General features: G+C 74.5%; 25 protein-coding genes. 7 read left to right on the forward strand and 18 right to left on the reverse strand.

Annotated elements, in window-relative coordinates; genetic code table 11:
• Window positions 1-60: 60 nt before the first annotated feature.
• Window positions 61-762 carry a DedA family protein gene (locus ACFYXU_RS28535; RefSeq protein ID WP_389407676.1) on the reverse strand — a complete coding sequence of 234 codons (702 nt, stop codon included), beginning with the start codon at window positions 760-762 and terminating at the stop codon, window positions 61-63.
• Window positions 763-912: 150 nt separating this feature from the next.
• Between ACFYXU_RS28535 and ACFYXU_RS28540 the strand changes: the two genes are divergently transcribed.
• A complete protein-coding gene (locus ACFYXU_RS28540) occupies window positions 913-1,281 on the forward strand; it encodes a YbjQ family protein (RefSeq protein ID WP_329855046.1) in 369 nt (122 codons plus the stop codon).
• Window positions 1,282-1,299: 18 nt separating this feature from the next.
• Here ACFYXU_RS28540 and ACFYXU_RS28545 read toward each other — a convergent pair whose 3' ends face one another.
• Window positions 1,300-2,061 (reverse strand): MerR family transcriptional regulator, encoded by a 762-nt coding sequence (locus ACFYXU_RS28545; RefSeq protein ID WP_389460615.1) that lies wholly within the window; start codon window positions 2,059-2,061, stop codon window positions 1,300-1,302.
• 161 nt (window positions 2,062-2,222) lie between these two features.
• On the opposite strand from ACFYXU_RS28545, the gene ACFYXU_RS28550 reads away from it, so the two are divergent.
• Window positions 2,223-3,497, forward strand: a complete 1,275-nt coding sequence (locus tag ACFYXU_RS28550) for an ion channel protein (protein ID WP_384563230.1) — start codon at window positions 2,223-2,225, stop codon at window positions 3,495-3,497.
• A gap of 22 nt (window positions 3,498-3,519) precedes the next feature.
• Here the strand turns inward: ACFYXU_RS28550 and ACFYXU_RS28555 are convergent, their stop codons facing one another.
• The 6 genes from ACFYXU_RS28555 to ACFYXU_RS28580 all read right to left on the reverse strand — a co-directional run bounded on the left by ACFYXU_RS28555 (window position 3,520) and on the right by ACFYXU_RS28580 (window position 9,069).
• A complete protein-coding gene (locus tag ACFYXU_RS28555; RefSeq protein WP_376509855.1) occupies window positions 3,520-4,284 on the reverse strand; it encodes an ABC transporter permease in 765 nt (254 codons plus the stop codon).
• Window positions 4,281-5,231 carry an ATP-binding cassette domain-containing protein gene (locus tag ACFYXU_RS28560; protein ID WP_376509857.1) on the reverse strand — a complete coding sequence of 317 codons (951 nt, stop codon included), beginning with the start codon at window positions 5,229-5,231 and terminating at the stop codon, window positions 4,281-4,283. The genes ACFYXU_RS28555 and ACFYXU_RS28560 overlap by 4 nt, the downstream gene beginning before the upstream one ends.
• A 90-nt stretch (window positions 5,232-5,321) precedes the next feature.
• Complete coding sequence (locus tag ACFYXU_RS28565) at window positions 5,322-5,936, reverse strand: PadR family transcriptional regulator (RefSeq protein WP_376509859.1); 615 nt, start codon at window positions 5,934-5,936, stop codon at window positions 5,322-5,324.
• A 115-nt stretch (window positions 5,937-6,051) separates the two neighbouring features.
• Entirely contained in the window at window positions 6,052-6,594 is a 543-nt protein-coding gene (locus ACFYXU_RS28570; protein WP_376509861.1) for a DinB family protein, read from the reverse strand.
• Between the two features lie 82 nt (window positions 6,595-6,676).
• Window positions 6,677-8,134, reverse strand: coding sequence for an aldehyde dehydrogenase family protein (locus ACFYXU_RS28575; protein WP_389460617.1), 1,458 nt, complete (start codon window positions 8,132-8,134; stop codon window positions 6,677-6,679).
• Window positions 8,135-8,196: 62 nt separating this feature from the next.
• Window positions 8,197-9,069: a helix-turn-helix domain-containing protein gene (locus tag ACFYXU_RS28580; protein WP_376509865.1), complete on the reverse strand. Its 873-nt coding sequence runs from the start codon at window positions 9,067-9,069 to the stop codon at window positions 8,197-8,199.
• A gap of 340 nt (window positions 9,070-9,409) precedes the next feature.
• Between ACFYXU_RS28580 and ACFYXU_RS28585 the strand changes: the two genes are divergently transcribed.
• On the forward strand, window positions 9,410-9,907 hold the full coding sequence (locus ACFYXU_RS28585; RefSeq protein WP_361395097.1) for an ATP-binding protein: 498 nt from the start codon (window positions 9,410-9,412) through the stop codon (window positions 9,905-9,907).
• Between the two features lie 64 nt (window positions 9,908-9,971).
• Here the strand turns inward: ACFYXU_RS28585 and ACFYXU_RS28590 are convergent, their stop codons facing one another.
• From ACFYXU_RS28590 to ACFYXU_RS28625, 8 genes are all read right to left on the reverse strand, one after another.
• The gene (locus ACFYXU_RS28590; protein WP_361395750.1) at window positions 9,972-10,184 is read right to left on the reverse strand and encodes a DUF397 domain-containing protein; all 213 of its coding nucleotides are present in this window, start codon (window positions 10,182-10,184) and stop codon (window positions 9,972-9,974) included.
• Between the two features lie 207 nt (window positions 10,185-10,391).
• Complete coding sequence (rpmG, locus tag ACFYXU_RS28595) at window positions 10,392-10,556, reverse strand: 50S ribosomal protein L33 (protein ID WP_329854716.1); 165 nt, start codon at window positions 10,554-10,556, stop codon at window positions 10,392-10,394.
• Between the two features lie 340 nt (window positions 10,557-10,896).
• Window positions 10,897-11,688 (reverse strand): hypothetical protein, encoded by a 792-nt coding sequence (locus ACFYXU_RS28600; protein ID WP_389460620.1) that lies wholly within the window; start codon window positions 11,686-11,688, stop codon window positions 10,897-10,899.
• Complete coding sequence (locus ACFYXU_RS28605) at window positions 11,685-12,248, reverse strand: SigE family RNA polymerase sigma factor (RefSeq protein ID WP_384563207.1); 564 nt, start codon at window positions 12,246-12,248, stop codon at window positions 11,685-11,687. The genes ACFYXU_RS28600 and ACFYXU_RS28605 overlap by 4 nt, the downstream gene beginning before the upstream one ends.
• Before the next feature lie 98 nt (window positions 12,249-12,346).
• Window positions 12,347-12,925: a hypothetical protein gene (locus tag ACFYXU_RS28610; RefSeq protein ID WP_389460622.1), complete on the reverse strand. Its 579-nt coding sequence runs from the start codon at window positions 12,923-12,925 to the stop codon at window positions 12,347-12,349.
• A 120-nt stretch (window positions 12,926-13,045) separates the two neighbouring features.
• Window positions 13,046-15,121 (reverse strand): FUSC family protein, encoded by a 2,076-nt coding sequence (locus ACFYXU_RS28615; protein WP_389460624.1) that lies wholly within the window; start codon window positions 15,119-15,121, stop codon window positions 13,046-13,048.
• A 572-nt stretch (window positions 15,122-15,693) separates the two neighbouring features.
• The gene (locus tag ACFYXU_RS28620; protein ID WP_376509875.1) at window positions 15,694-16,815 is read right to left on the reverse strand and encodes a DUF2786 domain-containing protein; all 1,122 of its coding nucleotides are present in this window, start codon (window positions 16,813-16,815) and stop codon (window positions 15,694-15,696) included.
• Window positions 16,812-17,204: a winged helix-turn-helix transcriptional regulator gene (locus ACFYXU_RS28625; protein ID WP_389460626.1), complete on the reverse strand. Its 393-nt coding sequence runs from the start codon at window positions 17,202-17,204 to the stop codon at window positions 16,812-16,814. The genes ACFYXU_RS28620 and ACFYXU_RS28625 overlap by 4 nt, the downstream gene beginning before the upstream one ends.
• A gap of 73 nt (window positions 17,205-17,277) precedes the next feature.
• Here ACFYXU_RS28625 and ACFYXU_RS28630 point away from each other — a divergent pair, with 73 nt between their 5' ends.
• The 3 genes from ACFYXU_RS28630 to ACFYXU_RS28640 all read left to right on the forward strand — a co-directional run bounded on the left by ACFYXU_RS28630 (window position 17,278) and on the right by ACFYXU_RS28640 (window position 21,035).
• Window positions 17,278-18,108 (forward strand): NAD(P)H-binding protein, encoded by an 831-nt coding sequence (locus ACFYXU_RS28630; RefSeq protein WP_389460628.1) that lies wholly within the window; start codon window positions 17,278-17,280, stop codon window positions 18,106-18,108.
• Between the two features lie 87 nt (window positions 18,109-18,195).
• Window positions 18,196-18,945: an ABC transporter ATP-binding protein gene (locus ACFYXU_RS28635; protein WP_389460630.1), complete on the forward strand. Its 750-nt coding sequence runs from the start codon at window positions 18,196-18,198 to the stop codon at window positions 18,943-18,945.
• Window positions 18,939-21,035, forward strand: a complete 2,097-nt coding sequence (locus ACFYXU_RS28640) for an FtsX-like permease family protein (RefSeq protein ID WP_389460632.1) — start codon at window positions 18,939-18,941, stop codon at window positions 21,033-21,035. Before ACFYXU_RS28635 ends, ACFYXU_RS28640 begins: the two co-directional genes overlap by 7 nt.
• Before the next feature lie 209 nt (window positions 21,036-21,244).
• Here the strand turns inward: ACFYXU_RS28640 and ACFYXU_RS28645 are convergent, their stop codons facing one another.
• Both ACFYXU_RS28645 and ACFYXU_RS28650 read right to left on the reverse strand, forming a co-directional pair.
• Window positions 21,245-21,805, reverse strand: a complete 561-nt coding sequence (locus ACFYXU_RS28645) for a GNAT family N-acetyltransferase (RefSeq protein ID WP_376509881.1) — start codon at window positions 21,803-21,805, stop codon at window positions 21,245-21,247.
• Between the two features lie 30 nt (window positions 21,806-21,835).
• Window positions 21,836-22,762, reverse strand: a complete 927-nt coding sequence (locus ACFYXU_RS28650; RefSeq protein ID WP_376509883.1) for an NADP-dependent oxidoreductase — start codon at window positions 22,760-22,762, stop codon at window positions 21,836-21,838.
• 142 nt (window positions 22,763-22,904) lie between these two features.
• On the opposite strand from ACFYXU_RS28650, the gene ACFYXU_RS28655 reads away from it, so the two are divergent.
• Complete coding sequence (locus tag ACFYXU_RS28655; RefSeq protein ID WP_376509885.1) at window positions 22,905-24,149, forward strand: LuxR C-terminal-related transcriptional regulator; 1,245 nt, start codon at window positions 22,905-22,907, stop codon at window positions 24,147-24,149.
• The last annotated feature ends 220 nt before the right edge of the window (window positions 24,150-24,369 follow it).

A 24,369-nucleotide genomic window follows, 5' to 3' on the forward strand; every position in this document is an offset into this window, starting at 1 on the left:
TGTCGTCACACTCCCGTCCGCCCCGCGACGACGGGAGTGTGACGACGCCCTGGCGGCGTGCTACCGCTTGGCGTGGCGGCCGCGGGAGGACTGCGGGTTCGGCGTGCCGGGGCCGTCCTGGTCGGTCCGCGGCGGGTTCTTCTTCGACTGGGAGCGGGCCCGCAGGAGCTCGATCACGACGGGGATCACGGAGATCAGGACGATCCCGACGAGGATCATCTCGATGTGCTGGTGGACGAACTCGACCTTGCCGAGGGAGGCGCCGAGCAGCGTCACGCCCGCGCCCCACAGCACGCCGCCGATGACGTTGAACGTGATGAACGAGCGGTAGTTCATCCGGCTCACACCGGCGATGATCGGCGTGAACGTCCGGACGATGGGGACGAAGCGGGCCAGGATCAGCGACTTCGGTCCGTGCTTCTCGAAGAACTCGTGCGCCTTCTCGACGTTCTCCTGCTTGAAGAGCTTGGAGTCGGGGCGCTTGAAGAGGGACGGGCCGACCTTGCGGCCGAAGAGATAGCCGACCTGGTCGCCGATGACGGCGGCGGCCACCACCAGGGTGCACACCAGCCACAGCGGTGTGTCCAGCTTGCCGGTGGTGACCAGCAGGCCGGTGGTGAAGAGCAGCGAGTCGCCGGGCAGGAAGAACCCGATGAGCAGGCCGGACTCGGCGAAGACGATGACGAGGACACCGATCAGACCAAAGGTCCCGATCAGATAGTCCGGGTCCAGCCAGCTCGGTCCGAGGGCAAGCGTGTTCACGGGTTCCGGGCTCCTGCGGTGGTGGGGGCTTGGGGGACGGCTGGCCCCAAGCTATCAACGCGGGCCGGAGCCACCCGGTTCCACCCGGCCCCCACGGGATGCGGTCCCGGCCCGCCGGCCCGAGGCTTGGGGGTCAGGAGGTGCATGCCGATGGGCATCGAGGAGTACGGAGGCGGCCAGGGGCCGCACCCCGACGTGCTGGTCGTGACCACGAACGACGTGCCGGGCTACCAGGTCCGGACGGTGATCGGTGAGGTCTTCGGGCTCACCGTCCGCTCCCGCCATCTGGGCAGCCAGATCGGCGCGGGCCTGAAGTCGATGATCGGCGGTGAGCTGAAGGGTCTGACGAAGACCCTGGTGGAGACCCGCAACCAGGCGATGGAGCGCCTGGTGGAGCAGGCGAAGGCGCGCGGCGCGAACGCCGTGCTGATGTTCCGCTTCGACGTGACGGAAGCGGCGGACGTCGGCACGGAGGTCTGCGCGTACGGCACGGCGGTGGTGATCGAGCCGCACGTCTGAGCCCGCCGGCTCGCCCGGTCAGGCCGCCAGGCGCGCGGCGTTCGCCCGGACCGCCTCCCGCAGGTGCTCCGGGAGGCCCGGGTGGATCGAGTCGTAGAAGGCGTGGAAGTGCGCGTCGGCGACGTACATCTCGGCGAGCTCCAGGTGCGTCTTCGGGTGGCAGGCGAAGAACCAGGTGGTGAGGTGGCGGCGGTGGGCCTCGGCGAGGTCCATCGCCTCCTCGGACCGGGGGCCGGTGCCCGCGGCCATCAGGTCGGCGTAGGCGGCGCCCCAGACGTCGACCTCGTCCTTCATCCGCTGCCAGTCCTCCTTGCCGTACGCGGCGGCCCGCGCCCGCGCCTCCTCGTGGGACCAGGAGCCGCCCCAGCGGCGGGCGGTCTCCTCCGCGAACCTCTCGGGGTCCTTGTCCCCGAAGACCTCGAACTTCTCCTCGGGCGTGAGGTTGATACCCATCTTCTTCGCCTCCATGGCGTGCTCGACGGCCGCCGCCATCCTCGTCAGCTCGCCGATCCGCGCGGTCAGCAGCGCGTGCTGCCGCCGCAGGCGCTCCCGCGGGTCGGCGTGCGGGTCGTCGAGGAGGGCCGCGACCTCTTCGAGGGGGAAGCCGAGCTCCCGGTAGAACAGGATCTGCTGGAGCCGGTCGAGGTCCGCGTCCTCGTAGCGGCGGTGCCCCGCCGCGCTGCGGCCGCCCGGCGAGAGCAGCCCGATCGCGTCGTAGTGGTGCAGGGTGCGCACCGTGACCCCGGCGAAGCCGGCCACCTGTCCCACGGAGTAGCCCATCGGCCGTCCGCCCCTTCTCTCTGTCGGTACGCCGTCCAGCCTGGGTCCTGACGCGACGTGAGGTGCAAGTCCGGGCGGGGGTGTTGTCCCGGATCCCCGCGCCGGGGCCGTTCCGGGCTATTCAGGGTGTTGTGCGGCATTTGCTCACCTATGGTGGGGCGGTGGCCACCGATCATGCTCCGCCTCCCCCCGAGGCGTCCGCCCGGCTCCTCCTCCCCCAGATCCTCCCCGCGCTCCTCGTCGGTGTGGGCGCGAGCCTGCTGTTCCTCGGGGTCAGCTTCGTCGCGGAGGAGTTCCAGCACGTGCTCTGGAACGACCTCCCGGACGCGCTCGGCGTCGGGCGGTACTCCTCGCTCTGGATCATCGTCATGCTCACCGCGACCGGCGTCGCCGTGGGCCTCGTGGTGTGGAAGATCCCCGGACACGCCGGACCGGACCCGTCCGCCGAGGGACTGGGCGGACCGCCCCACACCCCCGGGATGGTGCCGGGCCTGCTCCTCGCCAGCACCCTCGCGCTGGCCGGCGGCGTCAGCCTCGGCCCCGAGAACCCGATCATCACCGCCAACATCGCGCTCGTGTACTGGCTCGGCCGCAAGGCCGCCCCGGAGGCGCCCGGCGCCGCCTGGGTCGCGCTGGCCTCGGCCGCCACCATCGGCGCCCTCTTCGGCACTCCGGTGGCGGCCGCCCTCGTCCTCTCGGAGGCCCTGGTCGGGCAGCCGGGCCGGGGCTCGCTCTGGGACCGGCTCTTCGCCCCGCTCGTCGCCGCCGGCACCGGCGCGCTGACCACCCAGCTCCTCGCCGAGCCCAGCTTCGACATCGGGCTCCCGCCGCTGGACGACCCCGGCTTCGGCGACGTCGCCGCCGCCCTGGTGATCGCCTCCGTCGCCGCCCTCCTCGGCCTCGCCGCCTGCTACCTCTTCCCGTACGTCCACGCCGCCTACCGGCGGCTGCGGCACCCCCTGGTGATGCTTCCCGTCGGCGGCCTCACCCTCGGGCTCCTGGGCGCCCTCGGCGGACACCTGACCCTCTTCAAGGGCCTGGCGGAGACCAAGGAGCTGACCGCCTCGATCGGCGGCTGGTCCTCGGGCGAGCTGCTCAAGCTGGCCGTGGTCAAGCTCCTCGCCCTCCTCGTCGCCGCCTCCTGCGGCTTCCCGGGCGGCCGGATCTTCCCGGCCGTCTTCATCGGCGCCTCCTTCGGCCTGTGCGCCCAGGCCCTCGTCCCCGAGGTCCACCCGGCCGTCGCCGTCTCCTCCGCCGTGCTGGGCGTGCTGCTCGCCACCACCCGTCAGGGCTGGATCAGCCTCTTCACCGGCGCCGTCCTCGCCGCCTCCCCCGCGATGCTCGCCGTGCTCTGCCTCGCCTCCCTCCCGGCCTGGCTGATCGTCACCGGCCGCCCCCAGCTCGAACTCGACCACGAGGGCCACTCCCTGCACTGACCCGGGCGCCTCCCGCGGCGGGCTACTTCCCGAGCCGCCCGAACTTCCCCACGGCCAGCGGGAGGAAGACCAGCAGCAGCGCCAGCGGCCACAGCACCGCCTCCGTGACGTGCCCCGGCGCCCCTCCCGGACCGCCGAAGAGGTCGCGCACCGCCGTGGCCGTGGCCGACATCGGGTTCCACTCCACGACCGTGCCGAGCCAGCCCGGCATCGACTCCGGCGAGGCGAAGGCGTTCGACAGGAAGCCCACCGGCCACACCAGGATCTGCACGGCCTGCACCAGCTCCGCCTTCCCGGCGACCAGGGCCAGGAAGATCCCGACCCACAGCATCGCGAAGCGCAGCAGGAGCAGCAGCCCCAGCGCCCCGGCGGCGGCCGCCGGACCGCCGTCCGCGCGCCAGCCGAGCGCGTACCCCACGCCGACCATCACCAGCAGCCCCACCGCCGACTGGAGCATGTCGGCCGCCGCCCGCCCCACGAGCACCGCCCCGTCGGCCATCGGCAGGGACCGGAAGCGGTCGATGACGCCCTTGTCGAGGTCCCGCACGACCGCCGTCATCGTGCCTTCGAGACCGAACACCATGGTCAGGGTGAGCATGCCCGGCACCAGGTAGTCGACGTACGCGCCGTCGACGGTCCGGCCGCCGCCGACCAGGTAGCCGAACATCAGCAGCATCATCACCGGGAAGACCAGCCCGACGAGGACCTGGACCGGCTGCCGCGCCCAGTGGGCGAGCTCCCGCCGGGTCATCGTCCAGCAGTCGCCCGCCACGTGCGCCGCGGTCATGCCGCCACCTCCTCGGTACGGGACGTCAGGTGCAGGAAGACCTCGTCCAGGGTCGGCCGCCGCAGGGCGATGTCCTCCGCCTCGATGCCGGCCTCGTCGAGGGCCCGGACGGTCTCGGCGAGCGCGGCCGTCCGGTCCGTGACCGGGGCGCCGATCCGCCGCGCGTCGGCGTCCACGTCCACCGTCGCCCGCGGGACGGGCAGCAGCCCGGCCGCCTCGTCGAGCCGCGCCGCGTCCCGGACGACCACGGTGATGCGGTCGGAGCCCACGCGCGCCTTGAGCGCGTCGGGCGTGCCCTCGGCGACGACCCTGCCCCGGTCCACGACCGAGATCCGGTCGGCGAGCCGGTCGGCCTCCTCCAGGTACTGCGTGGTGAGCAGGACGGTCGTGCCCCCGCCGACCAGCGAGCGCACCGAGTCCCAGACCTCGGTGCGGCCGCGCGGGTCCAGCCCTGTGGTCGGCTCGTCGAGGAAGAGCACCTCGGGCTCGGTGATCAGCGAGGCCGCCAGGTCGAGCCGCCGCCGCATGCCGCCGCTGTACTGCCGGACCGGCTTGCGGCCGGTGTCCGCGAGGCCGAAGCGCTCCAGGAGCTCGTCGGCCCGCGCCCCGGCGCCCCGGGCGCCCAGGTGGTGGAGACGGCCGAACATCTCCAGGTTCTGCCGGCCGCCCAGCTCCTCGTCGAGCGCGGCGTGCTGGCCGAGCAGCCCGATCCGCCGGCGCACCTCCCGCGCGCCGGTGCGCACGTCGTGCCCCGCGACCCGGACGAGGCCCTCGTCGTGCCGCAGCAGCGTGGCCAGGATCCGTACGGTCGTGGTCTTGCCCGCTCCGTTGGGGCCGAGCAGGCCGTGGACGGTCCCCCGGCCGACGGCCAGGTCGAGCCCGTCCAGGGCGCTCTTCCCCCCGTACCGCTTCCGTGCGCCCTCCACCAGGACGGCTTCCGATGTCATCCGTTTCCTCCCGTGAGCTCAGTAGTCAAAATTGATTAGCGGGCTGCGACGGAGCAGGGTATGCCCCTCGTGGGCAATAATCAAACTTGATTAGCTCGCATAAGGGTTCTCCTCGCCCTCCGCGAGCACCCCCACGAACGGATCGCCCTCGCCCGCGAACACGAACGCTCCGCCCTCGATCCGCTCGATGAGACCGAGCGTCCACTCCTTGCCGGAGTCCACCGAGTGGACCCACAGGTGCATGATCTGGCCGATGTGCCCGAGCTGCTCCGGACCGCCCTCCGGCGTGTAGTACTCCGTGACCGTCGCCCGCCACTCGTCCAGCGCCCTCACCCTCCGGCGCAGCAGCTCGACGGCCTCCGCGCGGGGCAGGTCCACCATGAAGCCGATGGCCGCCGACAGGACGTCCATCTTCTGGTCGTGCGTGGTCAGCGCCTCGCGCAGCAGCGCGAAGTACTCCTCCGTGCCGCGCTCCGTCAGCTCGTACTCGACGCGCGGCGGCCCGCCCACGGCGCTCGGCGCGACCTCGTGCGCGCGCAGCAGTCCCTGCTTCGCCATCTGCTTCAGCGCGTGGTAGATCGAGCCGGGCTTGGCGTGGGACCACTCGTGCGCGCCCCAGTACTCCAGGTCGTTGCGCACCTGGTAGCCATGGGCGCGACCGTGCTGCTTGACCGCGCCCAGGACGAGAAGTCGGATGGCTGACATGCCTCGATGCTAGTCAGCGGCGGTGCGGATCCGGGCGGGAGCCCGGGCCGTGGCGGGCGCGCCCCGGCCGCGCGCCGCCGCCGCGAGCCCGGCCCGATCGACGGGGCACCACCCCCTAGGCGAGGGAGCGCTCCTCCGCGATCAGGTCGAAGGAGCCCTTGCCGTCCAGGGACTCGCGGACGACGTCCGCGTGGCCCGCGTGCCGTCCCATCTCCTGGACCAGGTGCAGCAGCATCCAGCGCACCGACACCCGCCCGTCCGCCGGGAACCAGGGCGCGGGCGGCAGCGGGAAGGTGTCGTCCAGGCTCGGCACCGTACGGACGAAGTCCTCGGTCTGCTTCGCCACGTCCGCCCAGAAGGCGAGGACGCCGGGAATCGTCTCCCCGTCCACCAGCCGGAAGGCCTCGCCCCAGGTCTCCTCGGAGCGCTGCCGCTCGTTCGGCCGCTCCTGGGCCAGCCTCAGCCAGTTGAGCTCGACCTCGGCGACGTGCTTGACCAGCCCCGAGAGGCTGAGCTCGCTGGCGCTGGGGCGGCTCGCCGCCTGCTCCTCGGTGAGCCCGAGGAGCGAGCGGCGGAGCGCGGCGCGCTGGGCCTCGACGAAGTTCAGGAACGCGCCGCGCTCGTCGCCGTGGGCCTCCGTGGGAACAAGGGCAACCATGATCTCCGCCTTACGTAGCTGTGGCTTCTCCGACAACCCTCACGCTACGGACCCTTGCGGACACCTACTGTCCTGAAGGGGATCAGAACGGGAAGCGGCTGCGGCCGTGCTGGATCGAGATCCACTTCTGGGTGGTGAAGGAGTCCACCATCGCCTCGCCGTTCAGCCGCCCGACGCCCGAGTGCTTCTCGCCGCCGAAGGGCACGATCGGCTCGTCGTGCACGGTGCCGTCGTTGATGTGGATCATGCCGGTGTGGATGCGCTTGGCGAGGCGCACGCCCCGCTCGACGTCCCCGGTGTGGACGGCGCCGCTGAGCCCGTACGGCGTGTCGTTGGCGATCCGTACGGCCTCCTCCTCGCCGTCGAAGGGGACGATCAGGGCCACCGGGCCGAAGATCTCCTGACCCAGGACCGGGGAGTCGGCGGGGATGCCGGCGAGCACGGACGGGGAGACGAGGTTCCCGTCGACCGTGCCGTGCAGCAGCGCCGTCGCGCCGCCCGCGATCGTCTGGTCGACGACCGAGGAGACGGCCTCCGCCTGCTGGCTGTTGATGAGGGGACCGATGTGGGTGGCGGGGTCGGCCGGGTCGCCCACGCGCAGGGTCTTCACCTTCGCCACGAACTTCTCGGTGAACACCTCCTCCAGCGTGCGGTCCACCAGGATGCGGTTGGCGGCCATGCAGACCTGGCCCTGGTGCACGAAGCGGCTGAAGACGGCCGCGTCGACCGCGTAGTCGACGTCGGCGTCGTCGAGGACGATCAGGGCGCTGTTGCCGCCGAGTTCGAGGACCGCGTGCTTGAAGTTCTGCGCGCAGACCGTGGCGACGTGCCGACCGACCTTGTCGGAGCCGGTGAAGGAGATGACCTTCGGGACCGGGTGGGTGAGGAGGGCGTCGCCGATCTCCGCGATGTCGGTGACGACGACGTTGAGCAGCCCGGCCGGCAGACCGGCCTCCTCCAGGACCTTCGCGACCAGCGTGCCGCCGCAGATCGGGGTGTTCTGATGCGGCTTGAGGACGACGGCGTTGCCGAGCGCGAGCGCGGGCGCGACCGACTTCAGGGAGAGGAGGAAGGGGAAGTTGAAGGGGGAGATGACACCGACGACGCCGACCGGGACGCGGTAGACGCGGTTCTCCTTGCCGTCGACCGGCGAGGGCAGGATGCGGCCCTCGGGGCGCAGCGCCAGCTGGACCGCCTCGCGCAGGAACTCCTTGGCGAGGTGCAGCTCGAAGGCCGCCTTGAGACGGGTGCCGCCGAGCTCGGCGACGATCGTCTCGGCGATCTCCTCCTCGCGGTCCTCGACGATCCGCAGCGCCCGCTCGAAGACGAGACGCCGGGTGTACGGGTTGGTCTCGGCCCACGCCGTCTGGGCGCGCTCGGCGGCCCGGTAGGCCCGGTCGACCTCACCCGCGGTGGCGACGGTGATCGAGGCGAGCTTCTCCCCCGTGTACGGGTTGAAGTCGATGATGTCCCACGAACCGCTGCCCGGCTTCCACTCGCCGTCGATGTACTGGTGGGCCAGGTCGGTGAAGTGCGACATGGTGGTGACCCCTCTACCCGCTATCTGCAGTGCGACTGATGTGGCGTCATCGTACTGATGTATCAGGAGAGTTGAAGGAGACCTCGGAGAAGGTCCCGGCTTTCGGCCGGATCCGGCCCGTCCTTCTGCAGCTTCTCCATCACCCGCTGGTACTGGGCGACCTCCTCGCGCTTGTCGAGGTAGAGGGCGCTGGTGAGCTGTTCGAGGTAGACGATGTCGGAGAGGTCGGACTCGGGGAAGCTCAGCATCGTGAAGGCGCCGCTCTCGCCGGCGTGGCCGCCGAAGCTGAAGGGCATGACCTGGAGCGTGACGCCCGGGTGCTCGGAGATCTCGATGAGATGCCTCAACTGCCCCCGCATGACCGACCGGTCGCCGTAGGGGCGGCGCAGCGCGGCCTCGTCGAGGACGGCGTGGAACTGCGGGGCGCGCTCGGAGACGAGGACCTTCTGGCGCTCCAGGCGCAGGGCGACCCGGCGGTCGATCTCGGCGCGCGGGGCGTCGGGCATGCCCCGGGTGACGACGGCCTGGGCGTAGGCCTCGGTCTGCAACAGGCCGTGGACGAACTGCACTTCGTAGACACGGATGAGGGAGGCGGCGCCTTCGAGTCCGACGTACGTCTGGAACCAGCCCGGCAGGACGTCGCCGAAGCTGTGCCACCACCCGGCGACGTTGGCCTCGCGGGCGAGTCCGAGGAGCGCGCCGCGCTCGGCCTCGTCCCCGACCCCGTAGAGGGTGAGCAGATCCTCGACGTCCCTGGCCTTGAAGCTCACCCGTCCCAACTCCATGCGGCTGATCTTGGATTCGGACGCACGGATGGAATACCCGGCCGCCTCGCGGGTGATCCCGCGCGACTCGCGCAGCCGCCTCAGCTGGGAGCCCAGCAGGATGCGCCGCACCACACTCCCGCTCGCTCCGCCCGATTCGCCTGCGGTCACGGCTCTTCGCCTCCCCTATACGGTGTCGAGCCCCCGTCGAGCCCCGGATTCTGCCATCAAACGCTTCAGCGCGTACACATTCGATTACGGAAAGGCGGCGACTTCCGGGCAACGGAGCGCACCACACGGTCACAGTGGGTGCGGATCCGGGAAAGTTCCCCTCATCGGGTGGACGACTTATGCACAGATTCGGCACGTCGACGGACAGGTCCGGCGCGTGCACGTGCATCTGCCCTTGCATCCAGTGGTCGCATTCGGAACCATGGTGCCCGCGCAGCCGCGTACTCGTTCGTGTTGTCGTGTTGTCGCACCACAGTCGCGATTCCCGGGAGTGCCTCGCATGGGGACGAATGGATCGACCGTGCTCGAGCCGTTACGGCAGGGCCTGCCGCCGATCGATCCCGGCGCCGTCTCCACCTCCGCCTCCTGTGCCCTGCCCGCCCGGTACGAAGCCGTGCGCGGGGCCCGCAAGTTCACCAGCAGCACGCTCGACCGCTGGGAGCTGTCGGAGCGCTTCGACGACGTGGCCCTGGTCGTCTCCGAGCTCGTCACGAACGCGCTGCGTCACGCGGTGCCCGCCGACGCGCCGCAGGAGGAAGGCCAGAACCCGCCGGTCCGGCTGCACCTGATGCGCTGGGCCTCGCGCCTGGTGTGCGCCGTGCGCGACCCCAGCCGCGAGAGCCCGGAGGCGCGCGGCGGCGAGGAGGACTTCGCCGCCGAGTCGGGGCGGGGCCTCTTCCTGGTGGACTCGTTCAGCGACAGCTGGGGCTGGCACCCGCTCGCCGGGACGCTCCAGGGCAAGGTGGTGTGGGCGCTGTTCCGGATCGGACCGGAGTAGCGCCGAGAACGACAGAAGGGCCCCGACGGCAACCGTCGGGGCCCTTCTCGCGTCTCAGGTGTCGTCACACGAAGTGGTCGAACTCGCCGTCCTTGACACCCAGCAGAAGGGCCTCGATCTCGGCGGGCGTGTAGACGAGCGCCGGCCCGTCGGGGTGCCGTGAGTTCCGTACGGCGACGTCGCCCCCCGGCAGCTTCGCGAACTCCACACAGGATCCCTGGGAGTTGCTGTGCCGGCTCTTCTGCCACACGACCCCTCGCAGCTCCGTGGCCGCCATGCCGTTGTACGCGTGATGCGCATGATGCACTGGTAGCTCCCCGAGTTGCTTGGTGCAGGTGTCAACTTCCTCGGATCATAGCTGTGTTCATATGCCGATGCATGAGCAGATGCACGTGCACAAGGGGTGGCGTAGCGACTACGCGACAGAGCGTGCTACCGGCGGGTAGGGCTCCGCTCGGCGATGGGACACCCGGACCTCACGAGGTCAGCGCTCCTCTCGGAAGTCGACGTGCCGGCCGGCGACCGGGTCGAACTTGCGCAGGGCGAGCCGGTCGGGGTCGTTGCGGCGGTTCTTGCGGGTGACGTAGGTGAATCCGGTTCCGGCGGTGGACCGGAGCTTGATGACGGGGCGGTGCTCGTTGCGTGCCATGGTGTGTAGAGTAAATGAAAATGAATCCCATTGCCAATAGTTCTGGGGAGAGGTGGGTCACCCTTGTCCGCACACGGCCGGCCGGCCGGAGCACGACCCGGATCCGACACGGGGCCGACCCCGCGCCGCACGCCGGGGCAAGGCCCGGCAGCAGAGCCCCGCACCCTCGCCCGCGCCGTGCGCCGCAAGGCGGTCCTGGCGCGCTGCGCCGTGCGGCGGGCCGCGCTGAGAGCGATCACCGGCCGCCCCACCGCCGGGCCGGGCGGGGGCGAGGCTCCCGCGCGGGGACGGGCTTGCGAGAGAGAGGGAGGCGCGGGGGAACGAGCTGTCGGCGCGTCCGTCAGTTCTCCAGGGTCGCCAGGCGGGCGCCCGCGCGGTCGTAGAGCGTGACGGCGGTGACCCCGCCGCCCGGTCCGGTCGACGCGTACCAGACGCCCCAGCCGGGACGGCCCGGCAGTGCGAGCAGGGTGGCGAGGACCGTCCGTCCCTCGGGGCCGGTGGTCAGCTCGACCCGGCCCGCCGCCGTCGTGCCGTAGTAGAGACCCGAGTGGAAGGCGCCCTCGGGACCGCCCTCGCTCTGGTAGGAGACACCGGGCGCCGCGCGGTCGATGTTGCCGTCGGACACGCCGCGGAAGTTCTCCAGGCCGTCCGGATCCCTCCAGTGCTTGCCGTCCGCCGTCAGCCACACCGTGAACCCCCGCCCGGCCTCCACCCGCTCGCCGGGGCGGACGGTACGGATCCGGTCGGGGGCCGTCGGCGAGGGCCGGACGGCGGTCGGCCGCGCGGCCACCCGCGCGGGCTCCGGCGGGGACGGCCGTACGGGGACGAGGGCCACGGCCGCCGCCACGACCGCCGCCGCCCCGATCACCGAGACCGCCGAGAGGGCCGCCGTCCGGCGCCGCCGCCGCGCCCGGCCCGCCCGCCGCACGGCGGCCAGCGGCACCGGCCCCGGGGTGACGTCGAACGCGGCGCGCGCGAAGGCGGCCCGGACGTCGGGGGCGTCGGCGGTGTCGGTGGCGTCGGTGGCGTCAGTGACGCCGGTGACGCCGGTGGCGTCGGTGGCGTCGGCAGGGCCGGTGGCGGCGGGGCCGGGCGCGGACGGGCCGGGCTCGGGCGGGGGCGTGGGGTTCATCGTCGGGCTCCGGACGCGAGGGGGAGGACGGGGGCGGGGGCGGCCGGGACGCCGGCGAGCCGGGGATCGGCGCGCAGGGCCGCGAGGCCGCGCCGGGCGTGCGACTTGACCGTGCCGAGCGAACAGCCGAGCACGCTCGCGATCTGCGGCTCCGTCAGGTCTTCCCAGTAGCGCAGCACCATCACGGCACGCTGGCGCGCGGTGAGGTCCGCGAGGGCCGCGAGGAGCGCCGTGCGGTCCTCGACCGCCTCGGCGTGGCCCGACGAGGTGGGGCGGAGGGACTCGGGCAGCACCGGCGTCAGGAGGTGGGCGACCCGCTTCCGGCGGATCCTGCTGAGGTTGTTGTTGATCAGCGCGCGGCGCACGTAGAGGTCGATCTCGGCCCGGGGAACCCGCCGCCAGCGCCCGTAGACCTTGGCCAGCGTCGTCTGCACCAGGTCCTCGGCCTCGTGGAAGTCCCCGGTCAGGAGCTGCGCCGTGCGCACCAGGCGGGGCCAGGCGGCGACGGCGAACTCGGCGAAGCCGTCGTCCTCTTCGGCGGACTCCTGCGGCTGCGGCACGGTGTCGGACCTCGCGATCTGTCGGTGGGAGGGGCGGGTGGCGTGGGGCCCGCCCCGTGCCGGGCCCCACGCCGTGGCGTACGCGTCGCGTACGCCGGTCAGGACGTCCGGGCCGGCAGCTCGGCCAGGACCTTGCCCGCACGGTCGTAGAGCGTCACGGACGGGCTGTCCTCGGATGCTCCCGCGTGGGCGTACCAGACGCCCCAGTCGGGGTGGCCCGGCAGCGCGACGAGCGTGGCGGCGGTCCGGCGGCCCCCGGCGTCGGTCAGGACGACGCGGCCCGCCTTCCTCGTCCCGTAGAACAGGCCCGAGTGGAACGCGTCCGCCGGACCGCCCTCGCTCTGGTGGCTGACGCCGGGCAGCGAACGGTCGATGTTGCCGTCGACCACGCTGCGGAAGTTCTCGAAACCGTCCGGGTCCGCCCAGTGCTTGCCGTCCGCCGTCAGCCACACCGTGTACCCCTGCCCCGCGTCGATCCGCTCGCCGGGGCGGACGGTACGGATCCGGGCGGGAGCCTGGGCCGCGGCGGCGGTCACGACGGGGGCGGCGGCCCGCACCGGGGCCGGCGCGGCCACCTCTGCGGGGGCGGCGGGGGCCTCGGCGGCGCCCACGGCGGCCGGCGCCGCGATCACCGCGGCGGCCACGACGCCCGCCGCGGCCAGCAGGTACTTCTTCATCCGGGTGCTCCTGGGATCTCCGGGGACGGCGACCGTTCGCGCCCCTCCTCCCTTTCAACTCCGGCTCGCACGTCCCTGGATGACACGCCGTCGAAATTCACCGGCGGGAGCCGCGCGGTGTCAGTGGCGCCGGCTCGACTCCGTCAGGGCCGTCGTGAGCTCCTCCAGACAGCTCAGGAGCAGGACCGCCCCCTTGTCCAGCAGGAAGTGGTCGGGCGGGGCGTCGGACCAGGCGGCGATCGTCTCGCGCAGGTCCTCCCAGTGCGGCTCCCCGCGCTCCCGCACCTCCTTCGCGCCCCGCTCCGCCGACCGGCGCAGGGCCTCGGCGAGGGCCGCGGCGGCGGGCACGGGCGGGGCGCCGCGCTCCGGCAGGTGCGCCTCCAGGAGCATCGCCACCCGGCCGAACTCCGCGAGCGCGTGCTCGGCCTGCTCCACCGCCGCGTGCGACAGCCCCCGGTGCCGCACCGGTTCGTGGGTCGCCCGCGCCACCGCCTCCTGCCAGGCCACCCGGGCCGCGCGGGTCCGCAGCAGCGCCTCCCGCACGTCGGGGCTGGCCGGCCCGGCCGGGTCGGCGTACCGGGCGGTGACGACGGCCGCGTACGCCCCGACCGACGCCAGCCAGTCCGCGAGCCGGCCGCGCAGCCGGGGCGTCTCCCACGCCGGGTAGACGGCGTACGACAGCATCGCCAGGAGCCCGCCGAGCAGGGTCAGCAGCACCCGGTCCCGGACGGTCTGGGTCAGGCCCGCGCCCACCATGCCGAGCAGGAAGACGACGTACGCGGAGACGAAGACCTGGGCCGCCGCGTACCCCGTCCGCATCAGCAGGTACATCCCGAACGCGCACAGCACCGCGAGCACGCCGGAGAGGTACGTGCCCGGGTGCGCCGACTGCACGACCGCCGTCGCCAGCGCCACGCCCACGAGGGTGCCGCCGAACCGCGCCACCGCGCGCGCGTACGTCTGCGAGAAGTCCGGGCGCATGACCATCACCGAGGCCATCGGCGCCCAGTAGCCGTGGCCGAAGGGGAGCAGGCCGCCGAGGACGTACCCCGCGGCCGTGACGGCGGAGACCCGGACCGCGTGCCGCAGGACCGGGGAGTCGGGGCGGAGCTCGGCGCGGGCCTGCGCCAGGACGACGGGCGCGAGGGCGATCAGGGTCGGGCGGGGCCGGTGGCGCCCGTGGCCGGTCCCCGTCGCGCCCGACGTCTCGGTGCGTGGTTCGGCCGTCTCCACGACGTCGCCGAGCAGCGCCGCCAGACGCAGGGCCGCGCGGCGGGACGGGCCCCGGAGGATCGCGGCGGTGTCCGGGGTGCGGAGGGCGGCCTGCGCGGGCGGCGGCAGCACGACCGGTTCGCCGTGCCGGATGGCGTGCGCGGCGGCGTCCAGGACCTCGCCCGCCGCCCCGAGCAGCTCCCGCACCCGGGCCCGCTGCGGCCCCTCCTCCGGGACGCCGACCGCCGGGTCGGCCAGCGAGGCGAGGACGGGACGGATGCGTTCCGCGAGGCCGCGCGCGCCGTGCAGCTCCGCCGGACGGCTACGGGCCTGGCGGGGCGTCACGGCGGCGGCGCTGCGGGCCGTCATGAGCGGTACGGGGTCGAACGGGGCGACCGGGTCGTGGCGGAGGCGACGGGCGTAGTCCGCCTCGGCGGCCAGCGCGTCCGCCAGGGCGTCGCGCTGGGCGCCCCAGCGGCGGACCGGCAGGAGGACGACCAGCGCGGCCTGGACGACCCCGCCCGCGAAGATCACGGCGGCGTGGCCCGCGGCGGCGGCGACGGAGGTCGGCAGGGTGACCGTCACCAGCATGATCGCCACGTTGGAGGAGGCGATGATGCCGGCGGTCGGCCCCGCGGCCCAGCCCAGCCCCGACAGGAACGTCCAGAGGACCAGCAGGGCGAGGAAGAGGACGGCGTGCGCCCCGGTGAGGTAGCCGAGGAACGTGGACACGGCGAGGCTGGCGCCGGAGGCCAGGGCGAGGGTGGGGCGGGGGCGCCAGGAACGCTGGAAGGTCGCGATGGCGGCCTGGAACGCGCCGAAGGCGGAGGAGACGGCGACGGAGGGGCCGAAGAGGGTGAGGGAGAAGCCGACGACGAGGGCGAGACCGAGGGCTCCGCGGGCCGCGACGGCGGGCTCCAGCCGCCGCCGCTCCACGGTGAGTCCGGAGCGGGCGGTCTCCTTCAGCGCCCGGAGCCAGCTCATACGCAGAGCGTATCCGCGAACCGGTCATTTCCCCCGTTGCGACCAAGCCCCCTCCGGGGACGGCGCCCCCGCCGGGCCCTGTTGTGGGCGGCGCGCCCAGCCGGGCCCCGTTGTGGGCAGGCGTTCCGCAAGGGGCGGAACGGGTGGGCACAACGGACCCGCGCCCTAGCCGGCGCCAGAGGCTCCTGGACCTGGCCCCGCACCGGATCCGTGCCGTCACACGTGGTGCGGGTCCGGGCACAGAACGCGGAGGCGCCGCAAAGGGCGCCGTCCCGTGTGCCCACCCGTCCCGCCCCAGCGGGACGATTGCCCACACGGCAGCGGGCGACGGGCCCACACGGCGATGGGCACACGGGCAGCGGGCGAAGGCCCGCAAACGGCGGCAGCGGGCGCGGCCCGCACGGACAGCGGGCGACGGGCACGTCCGGGCACGGGCGACGGGGCACGGACAGCGGCCGACGGGCCCGCACAGGCACGGGCGACGGCGGACGGGCCGGCAGGCCGGACGGCCGCGCGGCAGCAGGCGGCGGGCACCGCCCCACACCGCCCCGCACCGCCCCCACCCCCCGCCCCTACCCCAGCCGCGGCCGGTTCGGGTGGAGGCCCGCTCGGTCGGCGGCGGACGACCCGTCCGTCCACCCCGCCTCGTCCCACGCCGCCCGCACCCGCGTCGTCCGCGTCTCCGGGAAGAGCTCGTCCGTCCGCGCGCCCACCGCCACCTCCCGGGAGGCCAGCGCGGGCAGCAGCGTGGGCGCCTCGGCCGCCACCCGGCGGGACGTGGCCGAGAGCCGCGCGCCCAGCCGGTTCGCGTACGCGAGGAGGAAGGACTGCCGGAAGGACTTCGTGCGCTTGCGGCCGCCCGCCCGCTGCTCCGCCTCCGCCCGCGTCATCGCCGCAGTGCCCTGCACGAGCAGCGAGGTGTACAGCAGCTCCACCGGGTCCAGGTCCGCCTCGAAGCCGACGACCGTCGAGAAGCCGTACGCCTCGTTCCACACCGCCCGGCAGTGGTTCGCCGTGGCCACCGCGTCGAGCAGGATCGCCTTGGCCTGCTCGTACGGCGGCTCCACCCCGATCCGGATCGCGCCCGGCGTCTCCGGGCTCGGCGCGCCCGCCGCGAGCGTGGCCTCGTCCAGGCTGTGCCGGGCCATCAGCTCCTGCGCCTTGGCCGTGAGCGCCTCCGCCTCCTCCGGGTAGCCCGTCGCCTCCGCCTTCGCGAGCAGCGCCCGGATCCGGGTCAGCATCCGGGGCTCGCCGGCCGAAGCGGGCGGCAGGGCCTCCCCCGGGACCGGGCCGACCGCGTCGAGGCGCGGCAGCCGGACGAGCAGCCGGTACAGCTCCAGGACGGCGGTCGCCCGTGAGAAGCGGTCCGGGCGGGCGGCGCCGGCGTCCGGGCCCTCCAGGCCGTCCAGCTGCGCCCGCCAGCGGTGCGGGAGCCGCTCGTATCCGGCCGTCTCGGCCCTGATCAGCTCCGCGAGGAGCCGCACGTGCTCGTCCGACAGCTCGCGCCGGGCCGTCCGCTCCAGGTCCGCGGGCTGCCAGCCCCGCCCCCACAGCGTCCGTACGAACTCCTCGCCGCGCCGGGCCAGTTCCGCGTCCGTGCCCGGGTCGGCGGCCAGCAGGGAGGCCGCCGTGTCGAGGGAGGCGTCGTCGCTCGCGTACAGCGCCTCGAAGGCCTTGCCGATGATGCCGCTCACGCCGTGTCCCTCGCGTCCCACGCGGCGCGCGACCGGGCGATCACCGCGCGGTGGTCGAGCGACCAGTCGACCAGCTGCCGGATCAGCCGGGTCATGCTGTGCCCGGTCTCGGTCAGCGCGTACTCCACCTGCGGCGGGGTCGTCGGGTACACCGTCCGCGACACCAGCCCGTCCCGTTCGAGGCGGCGCAGCGTCAGGGTCAGCATCCGCTGCGAGATCCCGGTGACGAGCCGCTGGAGCTCCCTGAACCGTCTTGGCCCGGCAGCGAGTTCGACGACGACGTGCACCGTCCACTTGTCGCCGAGCCGGTCCTGGACGTCCCGCACGCCGCAGTCCTCGGCACAGCTGACCACGGGCTCGGTGGTTACCTCCGTGTGCCCCTCCGACATCAATGTGCCTCCTTCCGCACTTCTGACCGTCCGGCCACGATGGTCTCAGCCGTCACCACCTCAGGGGGAATCCATGCTGCTCGTCACCGGTGTCTCCGGCGCCCTCGGCTCTCTCGTCGCCGCCCGGCTCGCCGGCCGCGACGGGGTCGTCCTCGGCAGCCGCGCCGGGCTTCCCGGCACCCGCCGCCTCGACTTCGACGCCCCGGAGACGCTCCCCGGGGCCTTCGCCGGGGTGCGCACCCTGCTGCTCGTCTCCGCCGGGTACGGGGAGGACGACGTCGTCGTCGCCCGCCACGAGGCCGGGATCTCCGCCGCCGAGGCCGCCGGCGTCCGGCACGTCGTCTACACCAGCCTGTCCGGCGACGGCGACCACCTCGCGTACGCGCTCCCCCACCGCTGGACCGAGCGGCGGCTGCGGCGGTCCACGACGCTCGACTGGACGATCCTGCGCAACGGCCTCTACGCCGAGTTCCTCACGTGGATCGCCGCCCCCGACGCCGAGCACCGCGTCACCGGGCCCCTCGGCGCGGGCCGGCTCGCCGCCGTCGCCCGCGAGGACCTCGCCGACGTCGCCGTCTCGGTCGCCACGGACCCGGCCGCCCACCGGAACCGGGTGTACGAGCTCGTCGGCGAGCGCGCCCTCGGCGGCGCCGACCTGGCGGCGGCCCTCGGGGCCGTCTACGCCCCCGGCACGCTCGCGGAGGCCCGCGCGGCGCTCGCCGCGTCCGGTGCCGAACCCTTCCAGGTGCCGATGCTGGCGAGCACGTACTCGGCGATCGCCCACGGCTTCCTCGACGGCACGGGCGTGGAGCGGGGCCACCTGCGCGCCCTGCTCGGCGGGCGCGAACCCCGGGACGCGCTCGACGTGTTCGCGCGCGCCGTGCGGGCGGCCCGAGAGGGGTGAGCCGAGCCCGGGGGTAGGGCCAGGCCCACCTCCGGGACGCCCGGTGGGGGTCGTGATCGGGGGCGCCCGGGACGGTTCGCTTGCCCCATGACCTCGAACGCCGCCGTACGGCTCCGCCGGCTCACCCGGCACCACCGCCACGTCCGCGCCCTCGACGGCGTCGACCTCGACTTCCACAGCGGGACCTTCACCGCCGTCATGGGCCCTTCCGGCTCCGGCAAGTCCACGCTCCTGAGGTGCGCCGCCGGTCTCGACCGGCCCACCGCCGGGACCGTCGAGGTCGGCGGCACCGCCCTGGAGGGGCTGAGCGAGCGGCGCCTCACGCTGCTGCGGCGGGACCGGATCGGCTTCGTCTTCCAGTCCTTCAACCTGCTGCCCTCCCTGACCGCCGCGCAGAACGTGGCCCTGCCGCTCCGGCTCGCCGGCCGCCGCCCGTCCCGCGCGGAGGTGCGGCAGGCCCTCGCGCGCGTGGGTCTGGCCGGCCGGGAACGGCACCGGCCCGGCGAGCTGTCCGGCGGCCAGCAGCAGCGGGTCGCGATCGCCCGCGCGGTGATCACCCGGACGGCCGTCCTCTTCGGCGACGAACCGACCGGCGCGCTCGACTCGACGACGAGCCGCGAGGTCCTCGGCATGCTGCGGGAGCTGGTCGACCGCGACGGCCGGACGATCGTCATGGTCACCCACGACCCGGTGGCGGCGTCCCGCGCGGACCGCGTGGTCTTCCTGACCGACGGAAGGGTCGCGGGCGAACTGGCCCGCCCGACCGTGGAGTCGGTGACGGCACGGATGACCTCGCTGGAGACCGCGGGCCTCCCGGCCGGGGGTGCGGCGTGCTGACCGTCGTGCTCTCCGGGCTCCGGGACCGCTGGGCCTCCTTCGTCGGCGGCTTCGTCGCCCTCGCGCTCGGCGTCGGGCTGCTCGCCACCATGGGGCTCGGGCTCGCCGCGACGTCCCACGCGCCCGAGCGTCCGCCGGAACGGTTCGCCTCCTCGCCCGTCGTCGTGCAGGGCCGGGACCGGCTGACGGTGGACGTGCGGCGCGGGCCCGCGACCGTGCCCGTGGAGCGGATGCTCGACCGTCCACAGCCTGTGGACGGCGCGCTGGTCCGCGAGCTCCGCGCCCGCTGGAAGGTCACCTCCTCCGGCGGCCCCGACGCCCTCGGCGTCGACGCCCCCGCCGCCGAGGTCCGGGCGCTCGTCGGCGACCGCGCCCGGGTCCTCACCGGCAGCGAGCGCGCCCGGGCCGACCCCGACCCCGAGCGGGACGCCCGCGCCCTCGTCACCCTCGACGCCCTCCTCGGCACCTCCGGCGGCGTCACCGCCTTCGTCTCCGTCTTCGTCGTCGCCTCCACCTTCGCCTTCGCCGTCGCGCTGCGCCGCCGCGAGTTCGGGCTCCTGCGCACCGCCGGAGCCACCCCCGGCCAGCTCCGGCGGCTCCTGCTCGCCGAGGCCGCGGTGCTCGGCGCGCTCGCCTCCGCCGCCGGGTGCGCGCTCGGCGCCCTCGGCGCGCCCCTCCTCGCCCGGACCCTCGTCGACGGCGGCCTCGCGCCCGCGTGGTTCACGACCGGCGGCCCCTCCTGGCCCTTCCACACCGCCTTCTGGACGGGGGTGACCGTCGCCCTCGCCGGAGCCTTCGCCGCGTCCCGCCGGGCCGGGAAGGTCGGTCCGGCCGCCGCGCTGCGCGAGGCGGACATCGACGCCGACGTCCTGCCCCTCGGCCGCGCGGTCCTCGGCACGGGGCTCGTCCTGGCCGGGCTCGGGCTCCTCGCCTGGACCTGCGCCACCGACCCGTCCGCCCTGCTCAAGCGGAAGACGTACACGACCCTCCCGATGCTCCTGATCACCGGCGCCGCGCTGCTCTCGCCGCTCCTCGTCCGGCCGGCCGCCCGGCTGCTACGGGCGCGCGGGGCGGTGGGGACGCTCGTACGGGAGAACAGCGCGGCCGCCGTCCGCCGCACCGCCGCCGTCGCCGCGCCCGTCCTCGTGACCGTGGCGCTCGCCGGCACGCTGTTCGGCTCGGCGACGAGCGTCACGCGCGCGAAGGAGACCGAGGCGCGGGAGCGGACGTCCGCCCCGTACGCGGTGAGCGGCACGGACCTGCGGCTCCCGGCCGCCGCACCGGCCGGAGCCGTCCTCTCCGCGACCGGGGCGACCTCCGTCTTCGTACGGGACGGGGACGCGGCCGTCGTGAAGTACGGGGCGCGGGCGGTCGCCGACCCCGCCGCCTTCGCCGAGCTCGCCCGGCTGCCGGTGACGGCGGGGGACCTGCGGGACCTGGACGACCGGTCGATCGTGGTGAACGAGGAGTTCGAGCGGCACCGGGTCGGCGAGAGCGTCGAGGTGTGGCGGGCGGACGGGAGCGGTCCCGTACGGCTCCGGGTCGCGGCCGTCCTCGCGCGCGGGACCGGCGACAACGGGCCGTACGTCACCCGGGCCAACGCCCCCGGCGCCGCCGTCGACCGGATCGACGCGCGCGGGGGCGGGGCGGCGACGGTGAGGGCCCTGGAGGCGAGCGGCGGAACGGCTCCCCCGCGCGCGGAGGGGGGCGCCGGCCGGGGGTCCCGCCTCGGGATGGTCCTGGTCCTGGGCATCGCCCTCGTCTACACGGTGATCGGCCTCGCCAACACCCTGCTCATGGCGACCTCGGTACGGGCCGGAGAGCTGGCCTCGCTGCGGCTCGCCGGGGCCACCCGCGCCCAGATCCTGCGGGTCGTGACCGGCGAGGCGACGCTGGCCGTCGCGATCGGGACGGCGCTGGGCCTTGCGGTCACGGCGGTGGTCCTGGGCACACTGGGCGCGGCCCTGGCGGCGCTGTCGGCACCGGTCGCCCTGGTCCTGCCGTGGGGCACGGTGGGCGCGGCGGCCGGGGTGTGCGCGGCGGTCGCGGTCGCCGCGTCGGCCGTCCCCGCGTGGCGGCTCACGCGCTGAGCGGCGATGGTGGGACGACGGGGCGGCGACCGGGGTCGGAGCCGGGTCACCGCCCCGCCCCGCGCGGGCCTGGAACGGGCACCCGGGCGCATGAAGCGGTGCCGGTCCACCCCCGTGGGATCCGCACCGCTCGACACCCGGGGCGCCCTGCGTGGGTCAAGGCCGCCGCCCCAGGTCCGTCAGGGCCCGCCCCACGCGAGCCGGGGGCGCTACGCCCCGGCTCGGGCCGCGCGCCAGTCCGGGGCCAGGATCGACCAGATCTCCTCGTCGTGCCGCTCGCCCCGGTACAGATAGCTCCCCCGCAGGACCCCGTCCCGCGTCATCCCCAGCCGCCGGGCCACCGCGATGCTGGGCTCGTTGGACGAGGAGACCACCCACTCCACCCGGTGGATCCCCCGCACCTCGACCGCCCAGTCGATCAGCGCCCGCGCCGCCCGGGTCACCAGGCCCTGGCCGGCGGCCGCCGGTTCCAGCCAGCAGCCCGCCTCGGCCGTGCCGCCGGCCGCGTCGAACGTCCGCAGGATCACCGCGCCGACGAGCGTGCCGCCGTGCCAGATGCCGTGGATGCGTCCGGTGTCGGCCGCCGCCCGCTCCGCGTACGTCCGCAGGAAGGCCCGGCTGGACTCCAGGTCGGTCACGACGTCGGGGAGCCCGTTGCGGGCGCCGATGAACTCCCGTCCCCGGTCCATGTGCGCCAGGAACTCCTCGGCCTGCCACGGTTCGAGCGGCCGCAGTTCGGCCCCGTCCTCGCCCAGGGACATCGCGTACATCGGCGTCGCCTTCCTCACGTCACATCGGTCTCACGGGATCAGGACGATCTTGCCCCGTACGTGACCCGACTCGCTCGCCTCCTGCGCACGGGCCGCCTCCTTCAGCGGCAGCGTCTCCGCGATGCGGACCGTGAGCGCGCCCTCGACCGCCAGACGGGCCTGGGCGGTGAGCCCGCGCCGCACCGCGTCCGGCTCCCCGGTGACGCCGGAGAAGACGATGCCGTGCTCCGCCGCGTCCGTCGCGGCGATCGTCACGATCCGCTCCTTCGCCGCGTCGCCGCCGCCGAGCAGCCCGATGGCGACCGGCAGGACTCCGTGCCCGGCCGCGTCGAAGACGGCGTCGACGCCCTCCGGCGCGGCGGCCCGGACCCGGTCCGCGAGCCCGTCGCCGTACGCGACGGGGATCGCGCCGAGCTCCCGCAGGTACGCGTGGTTGGACTCCGATGCGCTGCCGACCACCGTGATCCCGGCGGCGACCGCGAGCTGCACGGCCACCGAGCCGACGACGCCCGCCGCGCCGTGCAGGAACAGCGTCTCGCCCTCCCGCACCCGGAGGAGGTCCAGGACGCGCCGGGCCGTCTCGCCGGCCACCGGGAGGGCGGCGGCGGCCTGCCAGGAGAGCCCGGCGGGCTTGGGGGCGACGGTGCCGGCGAGGGCGTACTCGGCGTAGGCGCCGGTCTTCGTCCAGCCGAGGACCTCGTCGCCGACGGCCAGGTCGGTGACGCCCTCGCCGAGCGCGTCGACGGTGCCGGCGAACTCAAGCCCCGGGACGGCCGGGAAGGTCGTCGGGTAGAACTCCTCGACCCAGCCGTAACGCCGCTTCCAGTCCACCGGGTTGACGCCCACGGCGGCCACCTTGACCCGGACCTCGCCGGGTCCGGGCTCCGGCCTCTCGACCCCGGTCTCGTGGCGCAGCACCTCGGGGCCGCCGAACTCCTCGTACACGATCGCTTCCATCTCAGCCTCCGCTGCCGCCCGTTCGCTCTTCGACGCCCCCATCCTGACCTTCCGTCGCACCCCTCCCCGCCCTCCCAACGGCCAGTCGCACCTGGCCGGAAGACGGGCCGTCACCCGGCGGTCCCCGACTAGGCTGAGTCGCATGGACGCGCCCACCCTGACGACCGCGTACGAGATCATCCGGCAGCCGCTCGGGGAGATCCTCCCCAAGGTCTCGGCCGCCCTCGCACCGCTGGTCCCGCACGTGGACGCCGCCGAACTGTCCACCCACTGCGCCCACTCCCCCTTCAAGACGCTCGGCGGTACGGAGCTGATGACCGCGGCCGAACTGACGCCGCTTCTCACGGCGGGCGTCCCCGGCGCGCCCTGGCAGGGCCGCGCGACGATCGGCGGCCGGGAGCGCGAGGTCGTCGCCGTCACCAGCCACGCGACCCGGCGCGGGGCGGTCCTCGTGCTCGTGCGCGCGGACGGCACGGCCCCGGCCGACCCGTCCTCGCTCACCACGGCGCAGGCCCTGTGGGACCTCGTCACCGGACACTTCGAGCGGTTCGCGACGGAGGCCATGCCGGGCGCGCTGGCCCGCTCCCGGGCGGCGGCCGACACCCGCGCGCGCGTGATCGCCGAACTCACCGCCTCACACGCGGCGGCGCTCTCCGGGGTCCTCGGGGTGCTGCGCAGCCGGGCCCTCGACGACACGACGGCCCGGACGACCGCGACCGACCTCGCCGCGTCCGCGCTCGTCGAGTGGCGGGCCGAGCAGCGGCGCGACCGGTCCCTCGCGGAGGAACCCGCCGATGACGCCTTCGAGCGGCTGGCCGGCGAACTGCGGCCCATGCTGCGGCACAGCAGGGTCCGGCTCGACCTGGGCGCGCCCGACTCCGCGCGCTCGCTCGCGGCCGACGTCGCGCACAGCGCGCGGGCCATCGTCCGGTCGCTGCTGCTCATCGTCCTGGAGCAGGACTCCGTGGACCGGGTCCACGTCGGCTGGCAGCTCACCGAGCACGAGCTGCGGGCCTCCGTACGGGACGACGGCGCGGGCGCCCTCGCCGCCTGCGACCTCGGCGCGGGCACGATCCGGGACCGGCTCGACGTGCTCGGCGGGCGGCTCGACGTGGACGCGGTGCCCGGCTGGGGGACGACGATCACGGCGGTCGTCCCGCTGGCCACCCCGGAGGCCCCGGTCGAGGCCGCGCACCCCCTGACCGGGCTCGGCGAGCGGGAGGTGGAGGTGCTGCGGCACCTGGCGCTCGGACACCGGAACCGGCGGATCGCGGAGCAGCTGCACATCAGCGAGTCGACGGTGAAGTTCCACGTGGCGAACATCCTGAACAAACTGGGCGTCGACTCCCGGGGCGAGGCGGCGGCCCTCTTCCACGCAGCCGCCTGACGGACCCGCCGGTCCCGTTGTGGGCAGGCGTTCCGCAAGGGGCGGAACGGGTGGGCACAACGGAACGGCGCCCCTGCCGGCGCCAGAGGCTGTAGCGCCCCGACCCGCACCACCAGTGACGGCACCCGGGTGGTGCGGGTCGGGCCCAGATCGCGGAGGCGCCGCTGAACGCGCCGTCCCGTGTGCCCACCCGTCCCGCCCCAGCGGGACGATTGCCCAC

It is taken from the genome of Streptomyces sp. NPDC002232 (assembly GCF_042890295.1).
In the GTDB taxonomy this organism is placed as follows: Bacteria; Actinomycetota; Actinomycetes; order Streptomycetales; family Streptomycetaceae; genus Streptomyces.